Below are 22,101 nucleotides of genomic sequence, written 5' to 3'. Positions count from 1 at the left end.
CCGGAGCGCGGCACATGGCGCGCGGTATCCCGGCCTCGCCTGCGGGGCGGGGGTACCGCGCGGTAGCATCGCTCCCGCCATGGAGATGAATGCGCGTTACACCAGTTTCGTCGCGGTCGGCGACTCCTTCACCGAGGGCATGTCGGACCTGCTGCCCGACGGCTCCTACCGGGGCTGGGCCGATCTGCTCGCCGACCGCCTCGCCGCCCGCGAGCCGGGCTTCCGCTACGCGAACCTCGCGGTCCGCGGCAAGCTCATCGGGCAGATCGCCGCGGAGCAGGCGCCCGTCGCCGCCCGGATGGGCGCCGATGTCGTGACCCTGGTCGGCGGACTGAACGACACCCTGCGCCCCAAGGTGGACATGGGCCGGGTGCGCGGGCACCTGGAAGAGGCCGTCGGCCTGCTGGCGCCCTCCTGCGGGACGCTGGTCCTGATGCGCTCGCCGGGGCGCAACGGCCCCGTGATGGAACGTTTCCGCCCGCGCATGGAGGAGCTCTTCGTCATCATCGAGGAACTCGCCGCGCGGCACGGCGCCCTCGTGGTCGACCTGTACGGGTCCTCCGCGCTCGGCGACCCGCGGATGTGGGACGTGGACCGGCTGCACCTGACGGCCGAAGGCCACCGCAGGGTGGCGGAGGCGGTCTGGCAGACTCTGGGCCTGCCGCCCGAGGCGGACTGGAACGCCGCACTGGCGCCCGCCGTCCCTCCCGGCTGGGCCGCGCGCCGCTCGCAGGACCTCAGCTTCGCCCGGCAGCACCTGCTCCCCTGGGTCGGCCGCCGCCTGACGGGCCGCTCCAGCGGGGACGGCCGGCCCGCCAAGCGCCCGGAACTGCTGCCGCACGAGACCCGGGCGGGCGACCGCCTCGTCTAGGCCGCCCGCTCCCGGCGGCTCTCGTAGCAAGGCACAATCCCGGCCGGGTCCCCTACCTGCGTAAACGCACAGCCGATGCCCAAGTAGAATCCCTCCACGTGACTGCCAAGCCCCGCATCCCCAATGTCCTGGCCGGCCGCTACGCCTCCGCGGAGCTCGCCGTCCTGTGGTCCCCCGAGTACAAGGTGACGCTGGAGCGGCGGCTGTGGCTCGCCGTGCTCCGCGCCCAGAAGGATCTCGGCATCGAGGTCCCCGACGAGGCCCTCGCCGACTACGAGCGCGTCCTGGAGACCGTCGACCTCGGCTCCATCGCCGAGCGCGAGAAGATCACCCGGCACGACGTGAAGGCCCGCATCGAGGAGTTCAACGCCCTCGCCGGACACGAGCACGTCCACAAGGGCATGACCTCCCGCGACCTCACCGAGAACGTCGAGCAGCTCCAGATCCGGCTGTCGCTGGAACTGGTGCGCGACCGCACGGTCGCCGTCCTCGCCCGCCTCGGCAAGCTGGCCGGCGAGCACGCCGAGCTGGTCATGGCCGGCCGCTCCCACAACGTCGCCGCTCAGGCGACCACCCTGGGCAAGCGCTTCGCCACCGCCGCCGACGAGCTGCTGGTCGCGTACGGCCGCCTGGACGACCTGCTCACCCGGTACCCACTGCGCGGCATCAAGGGCCCTGTCGGCACCTCCCAGGACATGCTGGACCTGCTCGGTGGCGACGCCGCGAAGCTCGCCGACCTGGAGCAGCGGATCGCGGCCCACCTCGGCTTCGGCCAGGCCTTCACCTCGGTCGGCCAGGTCTACCCGCGCTCGCTGGACTACGACGTGGTCACCGCCCTGGTGCAGCTGGCCGCCGCGCCGTCCTCCATCGCCAAGACGATCCGCCTGATGGCCGGCCACGAGCTGGTGACCGAGGGCTTCAAGCCCGGCCAGGTCGGCTCCTCCGCGATGCCGCACAAGATGAACACCCGCTCCTGCGAGCGCGTGAACGGCCTGATGGTCATCCTGCGCGGTTACGCGTCGATGACCGGCGAGCTGGCCGGCGACCAGTGGAACGAGGGCGACGTCTCCTGCTCCGTGGTCCGCCGGGTCGCGCTGCCCGACGCGTTCTTCGCTCTCGACGGCCTGATGGAGACCTTCCTGACGGTCCTCGACGAGTTCGGCGCCTTCCCCGCCGTCGTGGCCCGCGAGCTGGACCGCTACCTCCCCTTCCTCGCCACCACCAAGGTGCTGATGGGCGCCGTGCGGGCCGGGGTCGGCCGCGAGACCGCCCACGAGGTCATCAAGGAGCACGCGGTGGCCTCCGCCCTCGCCATGCGCGAGCAGGGCGCCGAGCGCAACGAGCTGCTGGACAAGCTGGCCGCCGACGAGCGCATGCCGCTGGACCGGGCCGAGCTGGACGCTCTGATGGCCGACAAGCTGTCCTTCACCGGCGCGGCGGGCGATCAGGTCGCCGTGGTGGTCTCGCGCATCGAGGAGATCACCAAGGAGCACCCCGAGGCCGCGGGCTACACCCCCGGGTCGATCCTCTGACCCCCGACGAGCTGAACGCCGCCCGCGACCGTGTCCTCCCGGACGTGGTCGCGGGCGGTCTTCGTGTCCTGTTCTGCGGCATCAACCCGGGCCTCCTCTCCGCCGCGACGGGCCACCACTTCGCCCGCCCGGGCAACCGCTTCTGGCCGGTCCTGCACATGTCGGGCTTCACCCCGCGCCTCCTCTCCCCCGACGAGCAGGAGGAATTGCTGACCTACCGCCTCGGCATCACGAACGTCGTGGCCCGCGCCACGGCCCGCGCCGACGAACTGAGCGCCGAGGAGTTCCGCGAGGGTGGCCGTCTCCTGACGGCCAAGGTGGAACTCCTGCGCCCCCAGTGGCTGGCCGTGGTCGGGGTCACCGCCTACCGCACCGCCTTCGGCGAGCGCAAGGCCCGGATCGGCCCCCAGGACCGCACCATCGGCGCCACCCGGGTCTGGGCCCTGCCCAACCCCAGCGGCCTCAACGCCCACTGGACGGCCGCCTCCATGGCCCAGGAGTACGCCCGCCTCCGCGTGGCCGCCGAGTCCACCGGTCCGGCCGGCGCCACCCCGTAGCACGCCCACCGCCAGGAGGCGGCGCCTATCATCCGGGGATGATCATCAAACCGATCGAACTCGTGATATTCGACTGCGACGGGGTCCTCGTCGACAGCGAACGGATCGCCGCCCGCGTCCAGGTCGCCCTGGGCGCGGAGCTGGGCTGGCCGCTCACCGAGGCCGAGGTCGTCGACCGGTTCATCGGACGCTCCTCCGTCTCCATCCGCGAGCAGGTCGCCGAACGCCTCGGTCCCGAGGTGGCCGCCCACTGGTGGGACCGGTTCGAGGAACTCCACCGGGAGGAGGTGGACTCGGGCCTGTCTCCCGTGGAGTGGCTGCCCCAGGCGCTCGACGCGATCGCCCTGCCGACCTGTGTCGCCTCCAGCGGCTCGCACGAGAAGATGCGCCACACCCTCGGCCGCACCGGCCTCTACGAACGCTTCGCCGGCCGCATCCACAGCGCCTCCGAGGTCTCCCGCGGCAAACCCGCCCCGGACCTCTTCCTGTACGCCGCGCAGCGGATGGGTGTGGACCCCGCCGCCTGTGCGGTCGTCGAGGACAGCCTTCCCGGCGTCCAGGCGGCCCGCGCCGCCGGAATGCGCGCCTTCGGCTACGCCGGCGGGCTGACCCCCGCCGATCGGCTCGAAGGCCCGGGCACCATCGTCTTCGACGACATGCGCCGGCTCCCCGGCCTCCTCACCAGCCACTGACTCCGCGGACTGCGGGACCCACCCCGGCTGCCTGTCCGCTCCGGCTGCGGTCCGCTCCGGCGTCAGGCGTCCCGCCGCCGGACCGCCAGCCAGCCGCCGCCCACCGCGGCCAGTGCCCACAGGGCCGCGACCCCCAGCCCGGCCCAGGGGGCGAGGCCCACCGAGGTGTCCAGCCGCATCATCATCTGGCCCGCACGGTCGGGCAGGTACGGGGCCATGCCCCCGGCCCGCGCCGCGAGCACGAACGACACGATCAGCGTGAAGGGTATGAGCAGGCTCAGGACGGCCGAGGCACTGCGCAGCACCGCCGTCAGTCCGGCCGCCAGCAGGGCCATCACCGCGAGGTACGCACCGCAGCCGAAGACGGCCCGGTAGGTGCCCGGGCTGCCCAGTTCCAGGGCGTAGGGGCCCATGAACACCTGTCCGCCGAGGAAGGTCGCCAGAGCGGTGAGCTGTCCCACCGCGAAGGCCAGCCCGCCGATCACGGCCATCTTCGAGAGGTAGAGCCGCGCCCGGTTCGGTACCGCCGTGAGCGAGACGCGCAGGGCGCCGTTGTGGAACTCGGACGACAGCGCGGTCGCACCGAAGGCGAAGGCGGCGACCTGACCGAAGTTGAGGCTGTAGAAGGCCGCGAGGAGCGGGTCGTCCCCCATGCTGCCGGCCTCTTCGTCGCCGATGAGCGAGGCCGTCAGCACCTGGATGCCCACCGTGGCGACGAAGACGGCCAGCAGCGCCCCGAAGGTGCCGCGCAGCGACCGTATCTTGATCCATTCCGAGTGCAGGACGGGGACAGTGGGCAGAGCGGTGCTCATGGGGAGACCTCCTGGGAAGGGATTGGGTCAGCGGGTGGCGGCGAACTGGGCGCTGTCCGCCGTGAGATCGAGGTACGCCTGCTCCAGCGAGGCCCGCTCGTCGATCAGTTCCAGCATCGGGATGCCTTCGCGGGCGGCGATGACACCGAGCTGTTCGGCCTGTATGCCGTCGACGGTCCACCGCCCGCCCTCGGCGGTGACCAGCGCGAAGTCCTCCCGGGCCAGGGCGGCCCGGAGCCGGACGGGGTCCGTGGTGCGCAGCCGCACCCTCGGGGCGCTGCGGGCGTCGATGAACTCCTCGATCGAGGTGTCGGCCAGCAGCCGGCCCCGCCCGAGCACGATCAGATGGTCGGCGAGGGCCGCGGTCTCGGTCATCAGGTGGCTGGAGACCAGGACCGTACGCCCTTCGGCGGCCAGGCCGCGCATGAGCTCGCGGATCCAGATGATGCCCTCGGGGTCGAGGCCGTTGGTGGGCTCGTCCAGGAGCAGCACCTCCGGGTCTCCGAGCAGCGCGGCCGCGATGCCGAGGCGCTGACGCATGCCCAGGGAGAAGGTCCTGATCCGCCGCTTGGCCGCCGTGGCTATTCCGGACTGCTCCAGGACCGCCTCCACCCGGCCCATCGGGATGCGGTTGGCGACGGCGAGGAAGCGCAGGTGGTCCCGGGCCGTACGGCCGCCGTGCGCCGACTGTGCGTCCAGCAGGGCCCCGACCCGGTGCAGCGGGTCGGGCAGCTCGGTGTACCGCCGGCCGCCGATGGTGGCCGTCCCGGAGGTGATCCGGTCCAGTCCCAGCAGCAGCCTCATCGTGGTCGACTTCCCGGCCCCGTTGGGCCCGAGGAAGCCGGTGACACGGCCGGGCATGACATCGAAGGTGAGGTGGTCTACGGCCCGGGTACGGCCGAACTCCTTGGTCAGTTCTCGGATCTCGATGCTGTTCATGTCTCAAGGCTCGCTGCCCGCCCCACCCCTCTTCCTCCCCCATGCGAGGGTTCCTTCTCCCCCACGTGGGGGAGGATCCGCACCGCCCCGAACTGCCACGATGAGGGCATGCACCGACTGTTCCGCGCCGCGCTGCGCCCCGTGACCTACTCGCGCTGGGTGCATCTGTGCGTGCCCATCCTGATGTTGGCCGTCTGGATGTTCATAGATCCCGCGGCGCCGTGGGTACCGCTCGTCCTCGTCGTACCGCTGGGGCTGCTGCCCTGGATGCGGGTGGTCGAGGGGCTCCAGGCGCAGTTCCTCCTCGCCCCTGCCGGACGCCATGCCCGGGGCGCGCGGGAGGAGCCCGAGGAGCACAGCTTCAGCACCGTCGGGTCCCGGACGTGGAGCGACCGCTGGCGGACCCTGTTCTGGATGGAGATACGGCTCGTCGTCTCCCTGGGCACGACGATGGCGACGGTGTGGCTGCCCATCCTGACGGTGCAGCTGGTCACGACCGGGCTCGGCGGCGAGGCCGCCGCCGACGACCTGATCCCCGCCGGACTGCCCGCCTGGGCGGCCTGGCCGCTGGCCCCGGTGCCGCTGGTCGTCCTGATCGTCCTCGTGGTCCTGCTCGGCGACATGATCACCGCCATCGCCCGCCGGTTGCTGGGACCCTCGGCCTCGGAGCGGCTCACCGCGCTGGAGGTGCGCACCGAGCAACTGCTGGAGCGCACCCGCATCGCGCGCGAGCTGCACGACTCCATCGGTCACGCGCTGACCGTGGCCGTCGTCCAGGCGGGGGCCGCGCGGGCGGCGGGTGATCCCGAGTTCACCGACCGCGCGCTGAGCGCGATCGAGGAGACGGGCCGGGCCGCGCTGGAGGACCTGGACCGGGTGCTGCGCGTCCTGCGCGAGTCGGGTCAGCGGCCGTCCCAGCGGCCGACCCTCGTGGAGGCGGACCGGCTGCTCGAGTCGGCGCGCGCCTCCGGGGCCACCGTCGACGCACAACTGCTCGGCCCCCTGGACCAGTTGCCCGGACCGGTGAGCCAGGAGGGGTACCGGATCCTGCAGGAGGCGCTGACCAATGTGCTGCGGCACTGCGGCCCCGTCCCGGTACGGGTGCGGATCGGCGTGGTCGCCGACCGGCTGGACCTGGAGGTGACCAATCCGCTGCCGGACCGGCCGTCCGTCATCACCGGCGGCGGCACCGGACTGCGCGGGATGCGGGAGCGGGCCGCGCTGCTCGGCGGGGACACCGAGACCGGTCCGTACAAGGGGGGTTGGAGGGTGCGCACGCGGCTGCCGCTGGAACGAATACGCTGACCGGATGCCGGTTACCGTACTGCTCGTCGACGACGAACCCCTGGTCCGCGCGGGTCTGCGCGCCGTCCTGGACGCCCAGCCCGACATCGAGGTGATCGGCGAGGCCGCCGACGGAGCCGCGGTGGTTCCGCTCGTGCGGCAACTGCGCCCCGATGTGGTGGCGATGGACGTACGGATGCCGCTGCTCGACGGGATCGAGGCGACGCGGGCGGTCCTGCGGAGCGTGGACTCCCCTCCGAAGATCCTCGTGGTCACCACCTTCGAGAACGACGAGTACGTCTACCAGGCGCTGCGGGCCGGCGCGGACGGGTTCCTGCTGAAGCGGGCCCGCCCCTCGGAGATCGTGCACGCGGTCCGGCTGGTGGCGGAGGGCGAGACGCTGCTCTTCCCCTCGGCGGTGCGCAAGCTGGCCGCCGAGTACGGCAACCGCCGGGCGCGGACGGCACTGGAACGGGCGGCGCTGACCGAGCGCGAGGAGGCCGTGCTCCGGCTGATGGCCAAGGGGCTGACCAACATCGAGATCGCCCGCGAGCTGATCGTGGGCACGGAGACGGTGAAGTCCCACGTCAGTGCGATCCTGGGGAAGCTGGGGGCGCGCGACCGCACCCAGGCCGTGATCAGCGCGTACGAGTCCGGGTTCGTCGCTCCCGCGTGAGCCGCCCCCGCGAGGCCACGAGGGGCCACGACGGGAAGGCCGGACTCCGGCCGACGGGGGCCGCTTCTCGCCGCCGCGGCCGGTGCGCAGTACGATCCGGCTGACAAGCTCGCTCGCTGGGAGGACACACGTTGGGGCAGCTGACCGGCGGGGACCCCTCTCTGCTGCGGCGGATCAACTCCGCCGTGGTGCTGCGGGCCCTGCGCGCGGCCGAATCGCCGACCCTCACCGACCTCACCCGGGTCACCGGCCTCTCGCGGCCCACCGTCGAGGGTGTCGTCGAAGGACTCATGGGGACGGGCCTGGTCGTCGAGGCGGACGCCGAGGAGGGTGCCCGGCGCCAGGGGCGCCCGGCCCGGCGGTTCCGCTTCCGCGCGGAGGCGGGACACCTGCTCGGCGTGGAGATCGGCGCGCACCGGATCGCGGTGCTGCTGTCCGGGCTGGACGGCCGGGTGATCGGCGCGGGCACCAAAGAGGTGGCCGAGACGGCCTCCGCCGACGAGCGGCTCGAACGGGTCCGCGGTGCGGTGGCCGACCTGCTGCGCCGTGCCGGGGTGCCCCGGGACTCGCTGCGGGCGGTCGGCGTGGGCAGCCCCGGGATCGTGGAGGCAGACGGCACCGTCCGTCTCGGCACGGCCCTGCCCGGCTGGACGGGGCTGCCGCTCGGGGAACGGCTCCGGCGCTCGTTCCGCTGCCCGGTGCAGGTGGAGAACGACGCCAACGCCGCGGCGGTCGCCGAGCACTGGAAGGGCGCCGCGACCGACACCGACGACATGGTCTTCGTGATGGCCGGGCTCAGCCCCGGAGCGGGCTCCCTGATCGGGGGCCGGCTGCACCGCGGTTTCGGCGGGGCGGCCGGGGAGATCGGCGCGCTGCACCTGCTGGGGCGCGAGGCCACGCCCGAGAAGCTGCTGTCGACGACGAGCGAACCGCTGCACCCGCTGGACGAGCGGGCGGTGGCGGAGGTCTTCGCGAAGGCCCGCCGCGGGGACGTGGGCGCGGTGGCGGCGGTGGAGCGTTTCATCCAGCGGCTGGTCCACGACGTGGCGGCGCTGGTCCTGGCCATGGATCCGGAGCTGGTCGTGGTCGGCGGCTGGGCCGCCGGGCTGGACGGCGTACTGGACCCCCTGCGCCGGGAGCTGGAGCGGTACTGCCTGCGCCCGCCGCGCGTGGCGCTGTCCCTGCTGGGTGAGGCGGCGGTGGCCACGGGGGCGCTGCGGCTGGCGCTCGACCACGTGGAGGAAGAGCTGTTCGCGGTGGAGAAGACGGTCACCGCCCGCCGCCGCTGATCCCCTCCGGGGCCGCGGGAGCACCGGCCGGGCACACGCACGAGCGGGGCCACCACGATGTGGCGGCCCCGCTCGGCAAAGGGTCAGGCAGCAGGTCCGACGGCGGTCCGACGGCGGTCCGACGGCGGTCGGACTGCGGTCAGGACGCGACCCGCGTGTCGTGCGTGATCTGCACGTCGCCCGAGTCGCCGAAGGTCAGCCGGCAGGTGTCCGCCCGGTAGGTGGCCACGGAAACGGCCGCGGTGCCCGCCGCCGTGAAGTAGCGGGTGGTGACCAGCAGGACCGGGGCGCCGGGCAGGCGGTCCAGTTCCTTCGCGTCGTCGGCGCGGGCGGAGCCGAGCTCCACCGAGCGGTCCTGTCCGTCGAGGGGCAGCTTCTGCAGCTCGCGCATGACGGCGCGGGCGCGGGCCGGACCGGCCGGGGTGTCGATCGCGGAGAGGCCCTGCACCGAGGAGGCCGGCACGTAGAGCAGCTCGGCCGCGAGGACCTGGCCCTGCTCCACGCGGCTGCGGCGCACCGCGAGCACCAGCTCTTCGGGGGCCGTTCCGAGGAGCTTGAGGACGGCGGCGGGCACGACGGCCTCCCCCGCGTCCACCGGCTCCCATCCGTCGACGCTCTCGCCGGGCCAGCTGTGCTGGGCGCCGCCCACGTCGACACCCACGCGCGGCGGGGCGACGGTGGTGCCGACCCCGCGGCGGCGCTGGAGGCGGCCTTCGAGCTCGAGCTGTTCCAGGGCCTGGCGCAGGGTCGCCCGGGCGACACCGAAGCGGGCGGCGAGCTCGCGCTCGTTCGGCAGGATCTCGCCCACGGCGAAGTCCTGGTCGAGCGCCTCACTGAGGACGGTCTTGAGGTGCAAGTACTTCGGCTCCGGCACCGATTCGAGCTGCATGGTCCCCACCCTGACTCCTCCTGCAATCGCCGCACTCGCCGTGTTCCAGCGTGAGTTCCGCGCCTTTGTTTATTAAAGGTTCCTGCACTATGCCTGCGACGATAGGACGGCGCATCCCCTTGGTCAAGACCAATGCTCAGCGCTTTACCGGGCAGATCGGGCATATGCATCAAGCTGTTCACGGGATGTTCGCGCGCGCCGCACGAGCCGAAGTTCTGCCTCCAGGGGCTACCGGTCGGTAACCGGTCGGGAGACACTACTGACAAGCCGTCTCACACGGCCGCCGAAGCCGCCCGACCCCGACGAGGAGCAGCATGACCGCCACGGTCTCCTTCACGATCGATTCGCCGCTGGGCCCCCTCACCGCCACCGCCGCGTACGAGCGCAAGGGCGCGGGCGAGCCGCTCCTGCTGCTCCACGGCATCGGCCACCACCTCCAGGCCTGGCACCCGGTGACCGGCATCCTGGCCGCCGAGTACGACGTGATCGCCGTCGACCTGCCCGGCTTCGGCGTCTCGGAGCCGCTGCCGCACGGGATTCCGTACGACCTGGACACCATCGCCCGGGCGCTGGGCGCGCTCTGCGCGGCGCTGGGCATCGAGCGGCCGCACGTCGCGGGCAACTCCCTCGGCGGACTGCTCGCCCTGGAGATGGGGCGCGTCGGCCTGGCCCGCTCGGTCACCGCCCTCTCCCCCGCCGGGTTCTGGTCGCAGAGCGAGCGCCGCTACGCCTTCACCGCGCTGCGCGCCATGCGCGCCGGCGCCGCCGCACTGCCCCGGTCCGCCGTGGAACGGCTCGCCCGCAGCTCCGCCGGCCGCACCGCCCTGACCGGCAGCATCTACGCGCGCCCGGGACGGCGTTCGCCCGGCTCCGTGGTCGCCGAGACCCTCGCCCTGCGCGAGGCCACCGGTTTCGAGCGGACCCTGGCCGCGGGCGGCTCCGTACGGTTCACCGCGGATCTGCCCGGCCTGCCGGTCACCATCGCCTGGGGCAGCCGCGACCGGCTGCTCCTGCGCCGCCAGGGCGTCCGCGCGAAGCGGACCATCCCCGGCGCCCGCCTCGTCAGCCTCCCCGGCTGCGGCCACGTCCCCATGAACGACGACCCGGCCCTGGTCGCCCGCGTCATCCTCGACACAACCAGGCTCGCCCGATGAGGTGTTGACCGGGCGTCAGCAACGCGCACCAGAGTTCACGCATGGTTCGCGTGCACGACGTGGGCGGTCCGGTGTGCGGCCGGTGTACGGCAGCACACTGGTCCGACCCGTCCCCGCCGGCCTCTGGAGACGCACCGATGGCACCTCTGCCGCACACCCGACGCTCCCTGCTCGGCGGTTCCCTCGCCGTTCCGGTGGGGCTCGCCCTGTCCAGCGCCCTCACGGGCGCCCTGAGCACTCCCGCCCGCGCGGCGGTGCCCGCCTTCGTCCGCTCGGACCGGCCGAACGCCTTCTGGGGCGTCCAGTCCGGTGAGATCACCGCCCACTCCGCCACCGTCTGGACCCGTGCCGACCGCCCCGCGCGGATGTACGTCGAGACCTCCCCGAGCGAGTCGTTCCGCTACGCCGTCCGCCGCCACCGCGGCCCGCTGCTCGGCCCGGACACCGACTTCACGGGCACCACCACGCTGCGCGAACTCCCGCCCGGACAGCAGGTCCACTACCGGGTGGTCCTCGCCGACCCCGACGATCCGCGCCGCAGCGGCGAGCCGGTCCACGGCACCTTCCGCACCACCCCCGCCTCGCGCCGCCGCGACGTGCGCTTCCTGTGGTCCGGGGACCTCGCCGGCCAGGGCTGGGGCATCAACCCGGAGCTCGGCGGCTACCGCGTCTTCGACGACATGCGGCTGCGGGACCCCGACTTCTTCCTCTTCAGCGGGGACACCATCTACGCCGACGGCCCGATCCAGGCCTCCGTGCCGCTGCGCGACGGAACCCTGTGGCACAACGTGACCACCGAGGAGAAGGCGAAGGTCGCCGAGACCCTCGCCGAGTACCGGGGCAACTTCCGCTACAACCTGCTCGACCGCAACCTGCGCGATTTCAACGCCCAGGTACCGGTCCTCGCGCAGTGGGACGACCACGAGGTGCGCAACAACTGGTACCCGGGCCAGATCCTCGACGACCCCCGCTACACCGTGAAGGACGTCGACACCCTCGCCGGCCGGGCCCGCCGGGCCTTCGGCGAGTACTTCCCGGTCACCGACCTGCGCGGCGGCCGCGCCGAGGGCCGGATGTACCGCGTGATGCGCTACGGCCCGCTGCTCGACGTCTTCGTCCTCGACATGCGCACCTACCGCAACGCGAACTCCCCCGGCCGCCAGAGCGACGACCCCGTCGGCATCCTCGGCCCCGAGCAGCTGGCCTGGATCAAGCGCGAACTGTCGCGTTCCCGCGCCACCTGGAAGGTCATCGCCGCCGACATGCCGCTGGGCATCGTGGTGGCCGACGGCACGGCGAACTTCGAGGCCGTCGCCCAGGGCGACCCCGGCGCACCGCTCGGACGGGAACTGCAGATCGCCGAGCTGCTGCGCCACGTGAAGCACCAGCGCATCACCGGCACCCTCTGGCTCACCGCCGACGTCCACTACACGGCCGCGAACCACTACGCGCCCGAGCGGGCCGCCTTCACCGACTTCGCCCCCTTCTGGGAGTTCGTCTCCGGCCCCGTCGGCGCGGGCGGGTTCCCGGCCGGCCGGCTGGACGCCACCTTCGGCCCGGAGACCGTCTACGTCCAGTCCGCACCCTTCGCCAACATGTCCCCGGCCGAGAACCCCCCGTACTACGGCGAGGTCGAGATCGACGGGGAGTGCGGCGAACTCACCGTCCGGTTGCGCCGCCAGGGAGGCGGCGTACTCTTCTCCCGGACCCTGCAGCCCGGGCGGGTGGGCCAGTAGGCGGCCCTCCGGCCCTTGCGGCCCTTGCGGCCCTTTCGGCCCTCCGGCCCTCCGGCCCTTACGGCCGCCGACCGGCCGGGATCTGAAATCGGCCGGAAAACAGGGCGAAATCGGCCAGATGGATCCTTAACCAGTCGGTCACAGATCGTTCGTGATCACGCAACACCCCTGGGTCACAGTGGTCTGCATGACTGAGCCCATGACTGCCTCCTCCCAGCGTCCCCACCGCCACCACTGGCGCCGCGACGTCGTCGAACTCGCCGCCCTCTTCTGCGCCGTCGCGGTCGCCGACGGCATCGCCAATCTCGTCGTGCACGGCCCCCGGGGCCCCGTCCTGCTCGTCGCCTCGGCCGTCGCACTCCTGGTCACGGCGGCGTTCCACACGTGGTGGGCACGCCGCCACAGCCATGCGCCGCCGCCCACGGACACCGCCGTCCCGGACCCGGCAACGGGTACCGGGACGGTCGCGGCCCTGGCCGCGGCCACGGTCACCGGGACCGAGCCCACGGCCGGTACGACCGACACACCCGGTACGGACGGGCCGCCGGCCGCCGCCCTGTGGCGGATGCGGACGACCGTGCGCGACGAGCCCGGCAGCCTCGCCGCGCTCTGCACGGCCCTCGCCGGCCGCGGGGTCGACATCCTGACCCTGCAGACGCACCCCCTCCCCGAGGGCGGCACGGTGGACGAGTTCCTGCTGCGCGCCCCGCAGCAGCTCCCCTCCGCCGACCTCACCCGGGCCATCGCCGGCGCCGGCGGCCACAGCACCTGGATCGAACGCGCCGACGCCCACGACCTGGTCGACACCCCGACCCGGGTCCTGGGCCTGGCCACCCGCACCGCGCTGGACGCCGCCGAACTGCCGCTCGCCCTGCGCCAGCTGCTCGGCCGCTGCACCATCCACTCGATCCCGGCGACCACCCTCTCCGGGCGGCCCAACGCCGGCGCCGACGCGCCCGTCGAAGGCGTCCTGGAAGCCACGGTCATGAAGCTGCGCGATCCCTCCGGCGGCGCCATCACCATCGAGCGGCCCTACCTGCCCTTCACCCCGACCGAGTTCGCGCGCGCCCGCGCGCTCGTCGAGCTGGACGCACGGCTCGGGCCGCGGGTCCCGCGGAGCCGGGACATCCTGACCCTCCCCGAGGGCAACGAGATCACCGTCCGCCGCGCCGACGGATCCGACCTGCCCGCGGCCCGTGCCATGCACGACCGCTGCTCGGAGCGCACCCTCGGCCTGCGCTACCACGGCCCCGTCGCCGACGCCGACCGCTACCTCGGCCACCTGCTGAGCCCGCGCTTCGGCCGCACCCTCGCCGCGACCACCGCCTCCGGCAAGCTCGTGGCCCTCGGCCACCTGCTCTGGGACGGCGACGAGACCGAGGTGGCGCTGCTCATCGAGGACGACTGGCAGCGCCGCGGCATCGGCTCCGAGCTGCTGGGCCGGCTGATCGGGATGGCCGTCGAGGCCGGATGCGACAGCGTGTACGCCGTCACCCAGGCCTCGAACACCGGCATGGTCGCCGCGATGCGCGGTCTCGGCCTCCCCCTCGACTACCAGATCGAGGAGGGCACCCTGGTGATCACGGCCCGGCTGGACGCGACCCCGGTCAGCTCCCGGCTCCCGTACGAGATGCCGTACGAGCTCCCGGGCGAGTCCCGCGGACTGCCCCGCGGCCGGCAGTGAGCCGGCCGCCGGCCCCGACGCCGACCCCGACGCCGGCCCCGACGCCGGTCCCCGTCTCCACCCCGGCAGGAGCCCCCTCCCGGGCCATCGCCCGGTCCAGCGCCTGGTCCAGATCGGCCCACAGGTCGTCCACGTCCTCCAGCCCGACCGACATGCGCAGCAGCCGGTCGCTCACGCCCGAGGCGTGACGGTCCCCCTCGGCCACGATGCGGTGGCTGATGGAGGCCGGGTGCTGGATGAGGGTGTCGACACTGCCCAGGCTGACGGCCGGGGTGATGAGCCGTACGGAGGCGATCACCTCGTGCGGGTCGCCGGCCGTCTCGAAGGCCACCATCGCTCCGCCGATCCCCGGGTAGTGCACCCGCAGCACCCGAGGATCGGCAGCGAGCCGCGCGGCGAGCTCCGCGGCCGCAGCGGAGGCCGCCCGGACCCGTACGGGGAGCGTCGAGAGCCCACGGAGCAGCAGGTACGCGGCCAGCGGGTGCAGGACCCCGCCGGTGGCGAACCGCACCTGGCGGAGCTGCCGGGCGAACTCCTCGTCACAGGCGACGACCCCGCCGAGCACGTCCCCGTGGCCGCCGAGGTACTTGGTGGCGCTGTGCAGCACCAGCCGGGCCCCGCTCTCGGCCGGCCGCTGCAGGACGGGCGTCGCGAAGGTGTTGTCGACGAGCAGCGGGACCTCCCCGCACGCCTGCGCGGCGCGGCCCAGGTCGATCTCCGCGAGCGTCGGATTGGCGGGCGACTCGATCATGACGAGACCGGTGCCGGGCCGGATGGCGCCGGCGATGCCGTCCGGATCCACCCAGGTCACGGTGGTTCCCAGCAGCCCGCTGGTCAGCAGGTGGTCGCTGCACCCGTACAACGGCCGTACGGCGACCACGTGACGCAGTTCCTTCATCCCCCGCACCAGCAGGCACGCCGACAACGCGGCCATCCCGCTCGCGAAGGCGACGGCGCTCTCGGTGCCTTCGAGCCGGGCCAGGGCCGTCTCGAAGCGGGCGCTGGTCGGATTGTCCAGCCGGGAGTAGACCGGCGGGCCCTCGGGGCGCGCTCCCGTCGTGGCGAACGCGTCGATGCGGGCGGCCTCCGCCCGGCTGTCGTACGACGGGTAGGTCGTCGACAGATCGAGCGGAGGCGCGTGCAGTCCGAGCCCGGCGAGGTCCTCGCGTCCGGCATGAACCGCTTCTGTGGCCAGTGACCGGCGTACGGTCGGGGCGTTCGTCTCCATGGGCCGTACTGTGCTCAGCGCGACGGCTCCGGCGGGAAATCTCCGTGCTACGTTCGGCCGATGTCCGAATCCGTCGCTCTGGACCCGGTCGATCTGCAGATTCTGCGCCATCTGCAGAACGACGCCCGGACCACGTACCGCGATCTCGCCGCCGGGATAGGAATCGCCGCGTCGACCTGTCTGGACCGCGTGGCCCGGATGCGCCGCTCCGGCATCATCCTCGGCAACCGGCTCCGGCTGGATCCGGCCAAGCTCGGGCGCGGGCTGGAGGCGCTGCTCCTCGTCCAGGTGCGCCCGCACCGCCGCGAGCTGATCGGCCCCTTCGTCGAACGCGTGCGCTCGCTGCCGGCCTCCCGGGCCGTCTTCCATCTGACGGGCCCGGACGACTACCTCGTCCACGTGGCCGTTGCCGACCCCGGCGAGCTCCAGCGGCTGGTCCTGGACGAGTTCACCTCGCGCCGGGAAGTCGCCCGCGTGGAGACCCGGCTGATCTTCCAGGAGTGGGACTGCGGGCCGCTGCTGCCGCCCACGGCAGCCGGCTGACCATCCCCACCGTGACGGGCCGACGCTCTTCACGTCAGCAGGCTGACGCTCTTCACTGATGACGCGGACCCTTCCCGCATACGAAGATGTCCACATGCCAGACATCATCACCAGTGACAACACCGCGCGGCTGCCCCGTCAGGTAGCCGACGCCTATGTCGACGACCTCATCGCCATCGATCCGATCACGGGCACCTACCTCGGTGTCGCCGCCAGCTCCGGCAAGCTCCCGGACCTCTCCCCGGCGGGCCGTGCGGCGGCCGCCGATCTCTCCCGCGCCACCCTCGCGAAGCTCGACGCCGCCGAGCGGCTGCCGGGCGCCGACAGCGATGTCGAGCGCCGCTGCGCCCGACTGCTGCGCGAGCGGCTCACCGCCGAACTCGCCGTCCACGAGGCCGACGAGGACCTGCGCGCGGTCAGCAACATCCACTCCCCCGCGCACTCGGTCCGCGAGGTCTTCTCCCTGACCCCGGCCGACACCGACGAGGACTGGGCCGCGATCGCCGAGCGGCTGCGCGCCGTACCGGCGGCGTACGCGGGCTACCGCGAGTGCCTCGCGCTCGGCCTGGAGCGCGGCCTGTTCGGAAGCCCGCGCCCCACCGCCACCTTCATCGAGCAGCTCACCGCGTGGGCCGGCCAGGGCGAGGGCGGGACCGAGGGTGCCGAGGGCGAGGGCGGGGGCAAGGGCGACTACTTCACCGAGTTCGCCGCCGCCGGCCCCCGGGCGCTGCGCGGCGAGCTCGACGAGGCAGCCGCCGCGGCGACCGCCGCCGTCGTGGAACTGCGCGACTGGATGCGGGACGTGTACGCCCCCGCGGTCGAGGGGAAGCCCGACCCGGTGGGCCGCGAGCGCTACGCCCGCTGGTCGCGCTACTTCAACGGCACCGACCTGGACCTGGACGAGGCGTACGCCTACGGCTGGTCGGAGTACCACCGGCTGCTGGCGGAGATGAAGGCGGAAGCCGCCAAGATCCTGCCCGGCGCCGGTCCCTGGGAGGCGCTCAAGCACCTGGACGAGCACGGCACGCACATCGAGGGCGTGGACGAGGTCCAGGCCTGGCTGCAGGGCCTGATGGACGAGGCCATCGAGAACCTCGACGGCACCCATTTCGAACTCGCCGAGCGCGTCAAGCGCGTGGAGTCGCGGATCGCCCCTCCGGGCGGCGCGGCGGCCCCGTACTACACGAGCCCCTCGGAGGACTTCTCCCGTCCGGGCCGCACCTGGCTGCCGACGATGGGCCAGACCCGCTTCCCCGTCTACGACCTGGTCTCCACCTGGTACCACGAGGGCGTTCCTGGCCACCACCTCCAGCTGGCGCAGTGGGCGCACGTCGCCGACCAGCTCTCCCGCTACCAGGCCAGCGTCGGTCTTGTCAGCTCCAACTGCGAGGGCTGGGCGCTGTACGCGGAGCGCCTGATGGACGAGCTGGGCTACCTCAAGGACGCCGAGCAGCGGCTCGGTTACCTGGACTGCCAGATGATGCGCGCCGCGCGCGTCATCGTGGACATCGGCATGCACCTCGGCCTGGAGATCCCGGCGGATTCGCCGTTCCACCCGGGCGAGCGCTGGACGGTGGACCTGGCGCAGGAGTTCTTCGGCCTGCACAGCGGCCGGCCGGGCGACTTCGTCGAGAGCGAGCTGACCCGCTACCTGTCGATGCCGGGTCAGGCGATCGGCTACAAGCTGGGCGAGCGCGCCTGGCTGCTGGGCCGTGACAACGCGCGTGCCGCGCACGGCGATTCCTTCGACCTGAAGGCCTGGCACATGGCGGCGCTGTCCCAGGGCTCGCTGGGCCTGGACGACCTGGTGGACGAGCTCTCGAAGCTCTGACCGCCGGACGGACCAGAAGGCGGACGGGCCGGCTCCCCCTGGTGGAGCCGGCCCGTCCGTGCGTGCACGCGGCGGCCGGTGGTCGCCAGCCGCGGGCGGCGGAGCCAGGTGCGTCAGCCCGCGCCCGCCGCCGTGCGGTGCCGCACCACCGAGCCTCCGCGCTGCTTGACGATCTCCAGCTGGGCCTGCACCCGTGTCCGCAGGTCGGCGACATGGCTCACGATGCCGACGCTGCGGTCGCGTTCGCGCAGCGAGTCCAGGACGTCGAGCACCTCGTCCAGCGCCTGGTCGTCGAGGCTGCCGAAGCCCTCGTCGATGAAGAGGGTGTCGAGCCGCATGCCGCCCGCCTCGTCGGTGACCACGTCGGCCAGACCCAGCGCGAGGGCGAGCGAGGCGAAGAAGGTCTCGCCGCCGGACAGCGTGGCGGTGTCCCGCTCGCTGCCGGTCCAGGCGTCGACCACGTGCAGCCCGAGCCCGGAGCGCCCGCGCCCGCTCGCCCTGGCGTCGGAGTGCAGCAGGGTGTAGCGGCCGCCGGACATGCGCAGCAGCCGTACGGTCGCCGCGGCGGCGACCTGCTCCAGCCGGGCCGCGAGCACGTAGGCCTCCAGCCGCATCTTGCGCTCGTTGTCCGCGGAGGTGCCCGCGGTGAGTCCGGCGAGCCGGGCCACCCGTTCGTAGGCTTCGCGCAGCGGTCCCAGGGAGCGCAGCTCCCGTTCGGCCTGGAGGGAGAGCCCGTCGAGGTCCTTGCACCGGACCCGGGCCGCGTCCACGGCGGACCCGGCCGTACGAAGCTTCGCGGCGGCCAGCGCCGCGTACGCCTCGGCCGCCTCCGGCGCGGCCGGGGGCAGGGCCGCCGCCGCGGCGGTGTCGGCCTCGCCGAGGCGGTCGGCCAGCATGGCCTCCTCCGCCTGCCAGGCGTCGGTGCGGCGTTGGAGCGCGCTGCGCTCGTACTCGGGGAGCACGGCGTCGGCCGCCTCCTCGGTGGTGTCGAAGCCGGCCTTGAAGGCGGCGTCGGCGAGCTGGTCGTCGGCCTCCTTCAGCCGGGCGGCGGTGGTCTCGGCCCGGCGCAGCGAGGCGGCCGCCGCCGTGACCATGCGGACGCGGTCCTCCAGGACTCCGGCGCGGGCCGCGACGCTGGGGGCGTCCGCCCGCACGAGGGCCAGCTCCGCCTCCAGCGAGGCCTGTTCCCGGTCGAGCGCCTCGCGCCGCGAGGCCCTGGCGGCGCCCCGGGCCTCGGCCTCGCTGCGCTCCGCGCTGCGCACGGCGTGCTCCCGCTCGGCGCGGGCCAGCCGCTCCCGGGCGGTGTGCAGACCGGCGGCCGCGGCGTGTGCCTCGGCATGACGGGAACTCAAGTCAGAGGTGCGTTCCAGGAGTTCGGCGGTGGTGGCCTCCCCCGCGGCGGCCGCGGCCTCGGCGCGGGCCTCCCGTACGGCGGCCAGCCTGCGCTCGACGCCGGCCCTGCGCTCCTCGGCCCCCTCGAAGCGGGCGTGCGCCGCCTCCTCCGCGGCCCGGTCGACATGACCGGGGGCGGGCCGGGCGGGAGCGGGGTGCTCCGCGGCCCCGCAGACGGTGCAGGGCTCGCCCGCCACCAGGGCGGCGGCCAGCTCCGCGGCGATCCCGCGCAGCCGGGTCTCCTTCAGTTCCAGCCAGCGCTCCCGCGCCACGGCCGACTCCTCGCGCGCGGTGAGCAGTTCGCCCTGGGCCTGCTCCGCGTCGGCGTCCAGGGCGTCGCGCCGGCGGGCGGCGTGCAGGTGCAGCCGGGCGGGTTCCAGCTTGCCCGCGAGCTGCTCGGCCAGGGTCGCGGCCTGCTGGGCGGCGTCCGCGCGGCCGGCCAGCTCGGTCCGGGTGGCGTCCCAGCGGCCGAGCCACTCGGCGGTCTCCTGCTGCTGCTCCTCGGCGGCCCGGGACTCCCGTTCCAGGTCGGCCCGTTCGCGGCCGATCTCGGCGCTGCGCTGCTCGGCGCGGCGGGCGGCTCCGAGTGCGCCCAGATCCTCGCGCAGCCGCTGCTCGACCGCGGCCAGCTGCTCGACGCCGGCCTCGGCGAGCTGCGGCGGCAGCTCCGCCCGGGCCCGCGACTCCGCGTGCGCGGCGGCCATGTGGGCGCCGGCCGCGGCTCCGCGCAGCTCCAGGGCGGGGGCGACGAGGGCTCCGCGCCGGGCCCGGTCGAGGAGGGAGCGCACCCGCTCCCGCTCCGGACCGGCCTCGGTGAGCAGGGCCGCCCGGCGGGTGGTCTCCGCGTGCCGGTGCTGCAACCGGTCGAGCTCCCGCGCCTCCTCGGCGGCCCGCCGGGCGGCGTGGTAGCGCCCCTCGACGGCGGCGAGGGCGTACTCGGCGACGGTGAGCCGCTCCCGGGCGGAGCACCGCGCGACGGCGGCCCAGGCGCGGATCGCCCCGGCCAGCCCGGGGTCGCCCGGCTGGTGCCGGGGCAGCGGCCAGGCGCGCAGGTCGGCGGCGTTCCCGGCGGCCTGGGCGAGGCGCTGGGCGGTGTGCAGCACCTGCTCGTCACCGGCGCGGACCTTGGCCTCGGCGGCCCGGCGGCGTTCACCGAGCAGGGTTTCGACGGCGGCGAAGCGCCGGGTGTCGAAGAGCCGCCCCAGCAGCCGCCCCCGGGCCGCCTCGTCGGCCCGCAGGAAGCGCGCGAACTCCCCCTGCGGCAACAGCACGACCTGGCAGAACTGCTCGCGGCTCATGCCGAGCAGCTGCTCGATCTCCTCGGCGATCTCCTGATGGGACCGGCTGAGCGCGGTCCAGCCTTCCCCGTCGAACTCGCGCAGCCAGCTCTGCGCCTTGTCCTTGGTCGTCCCGGTGCCGCGCTTCTTGGGCCGGTCCTGCTCGGGGCGCCGGGTGATCTCCAGGCGCCGCCCGCCCGCGGTGAGTTCGAGGGTGATCTCGGTCGGGGTGTCGGACGCCGCGTGGTCGCTGCGCAGGCTCGTCCCCGGGGCCTGCCGGGCGCCGGGCACGGACCCGTAGAGGGCGTAGCAGACGGCATCGAGCACGGAGGTCTTGCCCGCGCCGGTCGGGCCGTGCAGCAGGAAGATCCCGGCGCCGGAGAGGGCGTCGAAGTCGATCTCCTGGGGTTCGGCGAAGGGCCCGAAGGCGGTGATGCGCAGCCGGTGCAGCCTCATCGGTGGGTCTCCTGCCGGCTGTCCTCGGCCCGTACCTCGTCGAAGGCGCCCTGGAGCACGTCCCGTTCGGCCTCGTCGGAGAAACCGCCGCCCCCGCGGACGTGGGCGACGAAGTCCTCGGCGATCTCCCGGTCGCTGCGCCCCCGGAGCCGCTGGGCGTACGAGCCCGCGGCGTCCTCGGTGCGTCCCTCGGGATCGAAGGCCAGGCTGAGGGTGTGCGGGAAGCGGACGGCGAGCCGGGCCATGGGGTCCTCGGGCCGGACGGGGTCGGTGAGGGTGGCCTCCAGCCAGCAGTCCTCGTAGCGGGCGTACGCACTCCCGGAGAGCAGCTCCTCCAGCGGTCCCCGGACCCGGGCGAGGCCGCGCGGCACGGGGGTGTCGACGTGCTCGGCGCTCACGACCTCCCCCTCCGCGCCCAGCTCCACGAGCCACATGCTCTTGCGGTGGTCGGCTTCGGAGAAGGAATAGGCGAGCGGGGAACCGGAGTAGCGGACCCGTTCGTTGATCGTCTGGCAGCCGTGGAGGTGGCCGAGGGCGGCGTAGTCGACCCCGTCGAAGACGGAGGCCGGCACGGCCTCGACCCCGCCGACGGTGATGTCGCGCTCGCTGTCGCTGGCCTGCCCGCCGGTGACGAAGGCATGGGCGAGCACGACCGACCGCGTGCCGGGCGTCCGCGCGGCCAGATCGCCCCGGATCCGGTCCATGGCGGCTCCGAGCACGGCCTCGTGGCTCACCTTCGCGGCTCCGAACTCATCCCTCACGAGCGCGGGCTCCAGGTACGGGAGCCCGTAGAGCGCCACGTCGCCGTGTGCGTCGGCCAGCACCACGGGGTCGGCGCACCCGGCGGGATCGGTCCTGAGGTGAATGCCGGCCCGCCCGATCAGCCCGGCTCCGACACCGAGGCGGCGGGCGGAGTCGTGGTTCCCGGAGATCATCACGGTGGGCACGCCGAGGTCGGCGAGCCGGTGCAGGGCCCGGTCGTACAGCTCGACGGCGGGCAGCGGGGGCACGGCGCGGTCGTAGACGTCACCGGCGACGAGGACGGCGTCGACCTCGTGCTCCCGGACGGTGTCGACGAGGTGGTCGATGAAGGCGGCCTGGGCGCCGAGCAGGTTCACCCGGTGGAAGCTCCGGCCCAGATGCCAGTCGGAGGTGTGCAGGAACTTCACTCGCCGGCACCGCCGCGCATACCGTCTCCCCCTGCTGGATGACCCCGCCGGCCGGACCGCGCGGGCCGGACCCTGAACCCCTCTACGCTA

18 protein-coding genes are annotated in these 22,101 nt (G+C 73.7%); 12 read left to right on the top strand and 6 right to left on the bottom strand.

The annotated features are described in order from the left end of the window. Positions 1-79 precede the first annotated feature (79 nt). The 4 genes from ACWCP2_RS00305 to ACWCP2_RS00290 all read left to right on the top strand — a co-directional run bounded on the left by ACWCP2_RS00305 (position 80) and on the right by ACWCP2_RS00290 (position 3,652). Complete coding sequence (locus ACWCP2_RS00305) at positions 80-871, top strand: SGNH/GDSL hydrolase family protein (RefSeq protein ID WP_450906328.1); 792 nt, start codon at positions 80-82, stop codon at positions 869-871. 98 nt (positions 872-969) lie between these two features. After that, positions 970-2,403: an adenylosuccinate lyase gene (gene purB / locus ACWCP2_RS00300; protein WP_450906327.1), complete on the top strand. Its 1,434-nt coding sequence runs from the start codon at positions 970-972 to the stop codon at positions 2,401-2,403. Further along, positions 2,400-2,960 carry a G/U mismatch-specific DNA glycosylase gene (mug, locus tag ACWCP2_RS00295; protein WP_450906672.1) on the top strand — a complete coding sequence of 187 codons (561 nt, stop codon included), beginning with the start codon at positions 2,400-2,402 and terminating at the stop codon, positions 2,958-2,960. The genes purB and mug overlap by 4 nt, the downstream gene beginning before the upstream one ends. Before the next feature lie 41 nt (positions 2,961-3,001). After that, positions 3,002-3,652 (top strand): HAD family hydrolase, encoded by a 651-nt coding sequence (locus tag ACWCP2_RS00290; protein ID WP_450906671.1) that lies wholly within the window; start codon positions 3,002-3,004, stop codon positions 3,650-3,652. 62 nt (positions 3,653-3,714) lie between these two features. Here the strand turns inward: ACWCP2_RS00290 and ACWCP2_RS00285 are convergent, their stop codons facing one another. Together ACWCP2_RS00285 and ACWCP2_RS00280 are read right to left on the bottom strand one after the other, a co-directional pair. Next, positions 3,715-4,464 carry an ABC transporter permease gene (locus tag ACWCP2_RS00285; RefSeq protein WP_450906326.1) on the bottom strand — a complete coding sequence of 250 codons (750 nt, stop codon included), beginning with the start codon at positions 4,462-4,464 and terminating at the stop codon, positions 3,715-3,717. Between the two features lie 27 nt (positions 4,465-4,491). Next, positions 4,492-5,403 carry an ABC transporter ATP-binding protein gene (locus ACWCP2_RS00280; protein ID WP_450906325.1) on the bottom strand — a complete coding sequence of 304 codons (912 nt, stop codon included), beginning with the start codon at positions 5,401-5,403 and terminating at the stop codon, positions 4,492-4,494. Between the two features lie 108 nt (positions 5,404-5,511). Here ACWCP2_RS00280 and ACWCP2_RS00275 point away from each other — a divergent pair, with 108 nt between their 5' ends. From ACWCP2_RS00275 to ACWCP2_RS00265, 3 genes are all read left to right on the top strand, one after another. After that, positions 5,512-6,708 (top strand): sensor histidine kinase, encoded by a 1,197-nt coding sequence (locus ACWCP2_RS00275; protein WP_450906324.1) that lies wholly within the window; start codon positions 5,512-5,514, stop codon positions 6,706-6,708. Between the two features lie 4 nt (positions 6,709-6,712). Continuing rightward, positions 6,713-7,363: a response regulator gene (locus tag ACWCP2_RS00270; RefSeq protein ID WP_450906323.1), complete on the top strand. Its 651-nt coding sequence runs from the start codon at positions 6,713-6,715 to the stop codon at positions 7,361-7,363. Between the two features lie 131 nt (positions 7,364-7,494). Then, positions 7,495-8,652, top strand: coding sequence for an ROK family transcriptional regulator (locus ACWCP2_RS00265; RefSeq protein ID WP_450906322.1), 1,158 nt, complete (start codon positions 7,495-7,497; stop codon positions 8,650-8,652). A 139-nt stretch (positions 8,653-8,791) separates the two neighbouring features. On the opposite strand, the gene ACWCP2_RS00260 is transcribed toward ACWCP2_RS00265, so the two are convergent. Continuing rightward, positions 8,792-9,550 (bottom strand): GntR family transcriptional regulator, encoded by a 759-nt coding sequence (locus tag ACWCP2_RS00260; RefSeq protein WP_450906321.1) that lies wholly within the window; start codon positions 9,548-9,550, stop codon positions 8,792-8,794. A 305-nt stretch (positions 9,551-9,855) separates the two neighbouring features. On the opposite strand from ACWCP2_RS00260, the gene ACWCP2_RS00255 reads away from it, so the two are divergent. The 3 genes from ACWCP2_RS00255 to ACWCP2_RS00245 all read left to right on the top strand — a co-directional run bounded on the left by ACWCP2_RS00255 (position 9,856) and on the right by ACWCP2_RS00245 (position 14,115). Continuing rightward, positions 9,856-10,695 carry an alpha/beta fold hydrolase gene (locus ACWCP2_RS00255; protein ID WP_450906320.1) on the top strand — a complete coding sequence of 280 codons (840 nt, stop codon included), beginning with the start codon at positions 9,856-9,858 and terminating at the stop codon, positions 10,693-10,695. Positions 10,696-10,832: 137 nt separating this feature from the next. Continuing rightward, on the top strand, positions 10,833-12,431 hold the full coding sequence (locus ACWCP2_RS00250) for an alkaline phosphatase D family protein (protein WP_450906319.1): 1,599 nt from the start codon (positions 10,833-10,835) through the stop codon (positions 12,429-12,431). A 187-nt stretch (positions 12,432-12,618) separates the two neighbouring features. Next, positions 12,619-14,115, top strand: a complete 1,497-nt coding sequence (locus ACWCP2_RS00245) for a GNAT family N-acetyltransferase (protein WP_450906318.1) — start codon at positions 12,619-12,621, stop codon at positions 14,113-14,115. Here the strand turns inward: ACWCP2_RS00245 and ACWCP2_RS00240 are convergent. After that, complete coding sequence (locus tag ACWCP2_RS00240) at positions 14,039-15,343, bottom strand: trans-sulfuration enzyme family protein (protein WP_450906317.1); 1,305 nt, start codon at positions 15,341-15,343, stop codon at positions 14,039-14,041. The genes ACWCP2_RS00245 and ACWCP2_RS00240 overlap by 77 nt on opposite strands. Before the next feature lie 60 nt (positions 15,344-15,403). On the opposite strand from ACWCP2_RS00240, the gene ACWCP2_RS00235 reads away from it, so the two are divergent. Continuing rightward, the gene (locus ACWCP2_RS00235) at positions 15,404-15,886 is read left to right on the top strand and encodes an Lrp/AsnC family transcriptional regulator (RefSeq protein WP_450906316.1); all 483 of its coding nucleotides are present in this window, start codon (positions 15,404-15,406) and stop codon (positions 15,884-15,886) included. Between the two features lie 94 nt (positions 15,887-15,980). Further along, positions 15,981-17,717, top strand: a complete 1,737-nt coding sequence (locus ACWCP2_RS00230) for a DUF885 domain-containing protein (RefSeq protein ID WP_450906315.1) — start codon at positions 15,981-15,983, stop codon at positions 17,715-17,717. Positions 17,718-17,830: 113 nt separating this feature from the next. On the opposite strand, the gene ACWCP2_RS00225 is transcribed toward ACWCP2_RS00230, so the two are convergent. Further along, positions 17,831-20,842, bottom strand: a complete 3,012-nt coding sequence (locus ACWCP2_RS00225) for an AAA family ATPase (protein ID WP_450906314.1) — start codon at positions 20,840-20,842, stop codon at positions 17,831-17,833. After that, a complete protein-coding gene (locus tag ACWCP2_RS00220) occupies positions 20,839-22,011 on the bottom strand; it encodes an exonuclease SbcCD subunit D (protein WP_450906313.1) in 1,173 nt (390 codons plus the stop codon). Before ACWCP2_RS00220 ends, ACWCP2_RS00225 begins: the two co-directional genes overlap by 4 nt. Positions 22,012-22,101: the final 90 nt, after the last annotated feature.

The organism is Streptomyces sp. NPDC002104, from assembly GCF_053593795.1.
Note: the sequence above shows the minus strand (reverse complement) of the source record. Positions and strands in the feature narration are given on the sequence as shown.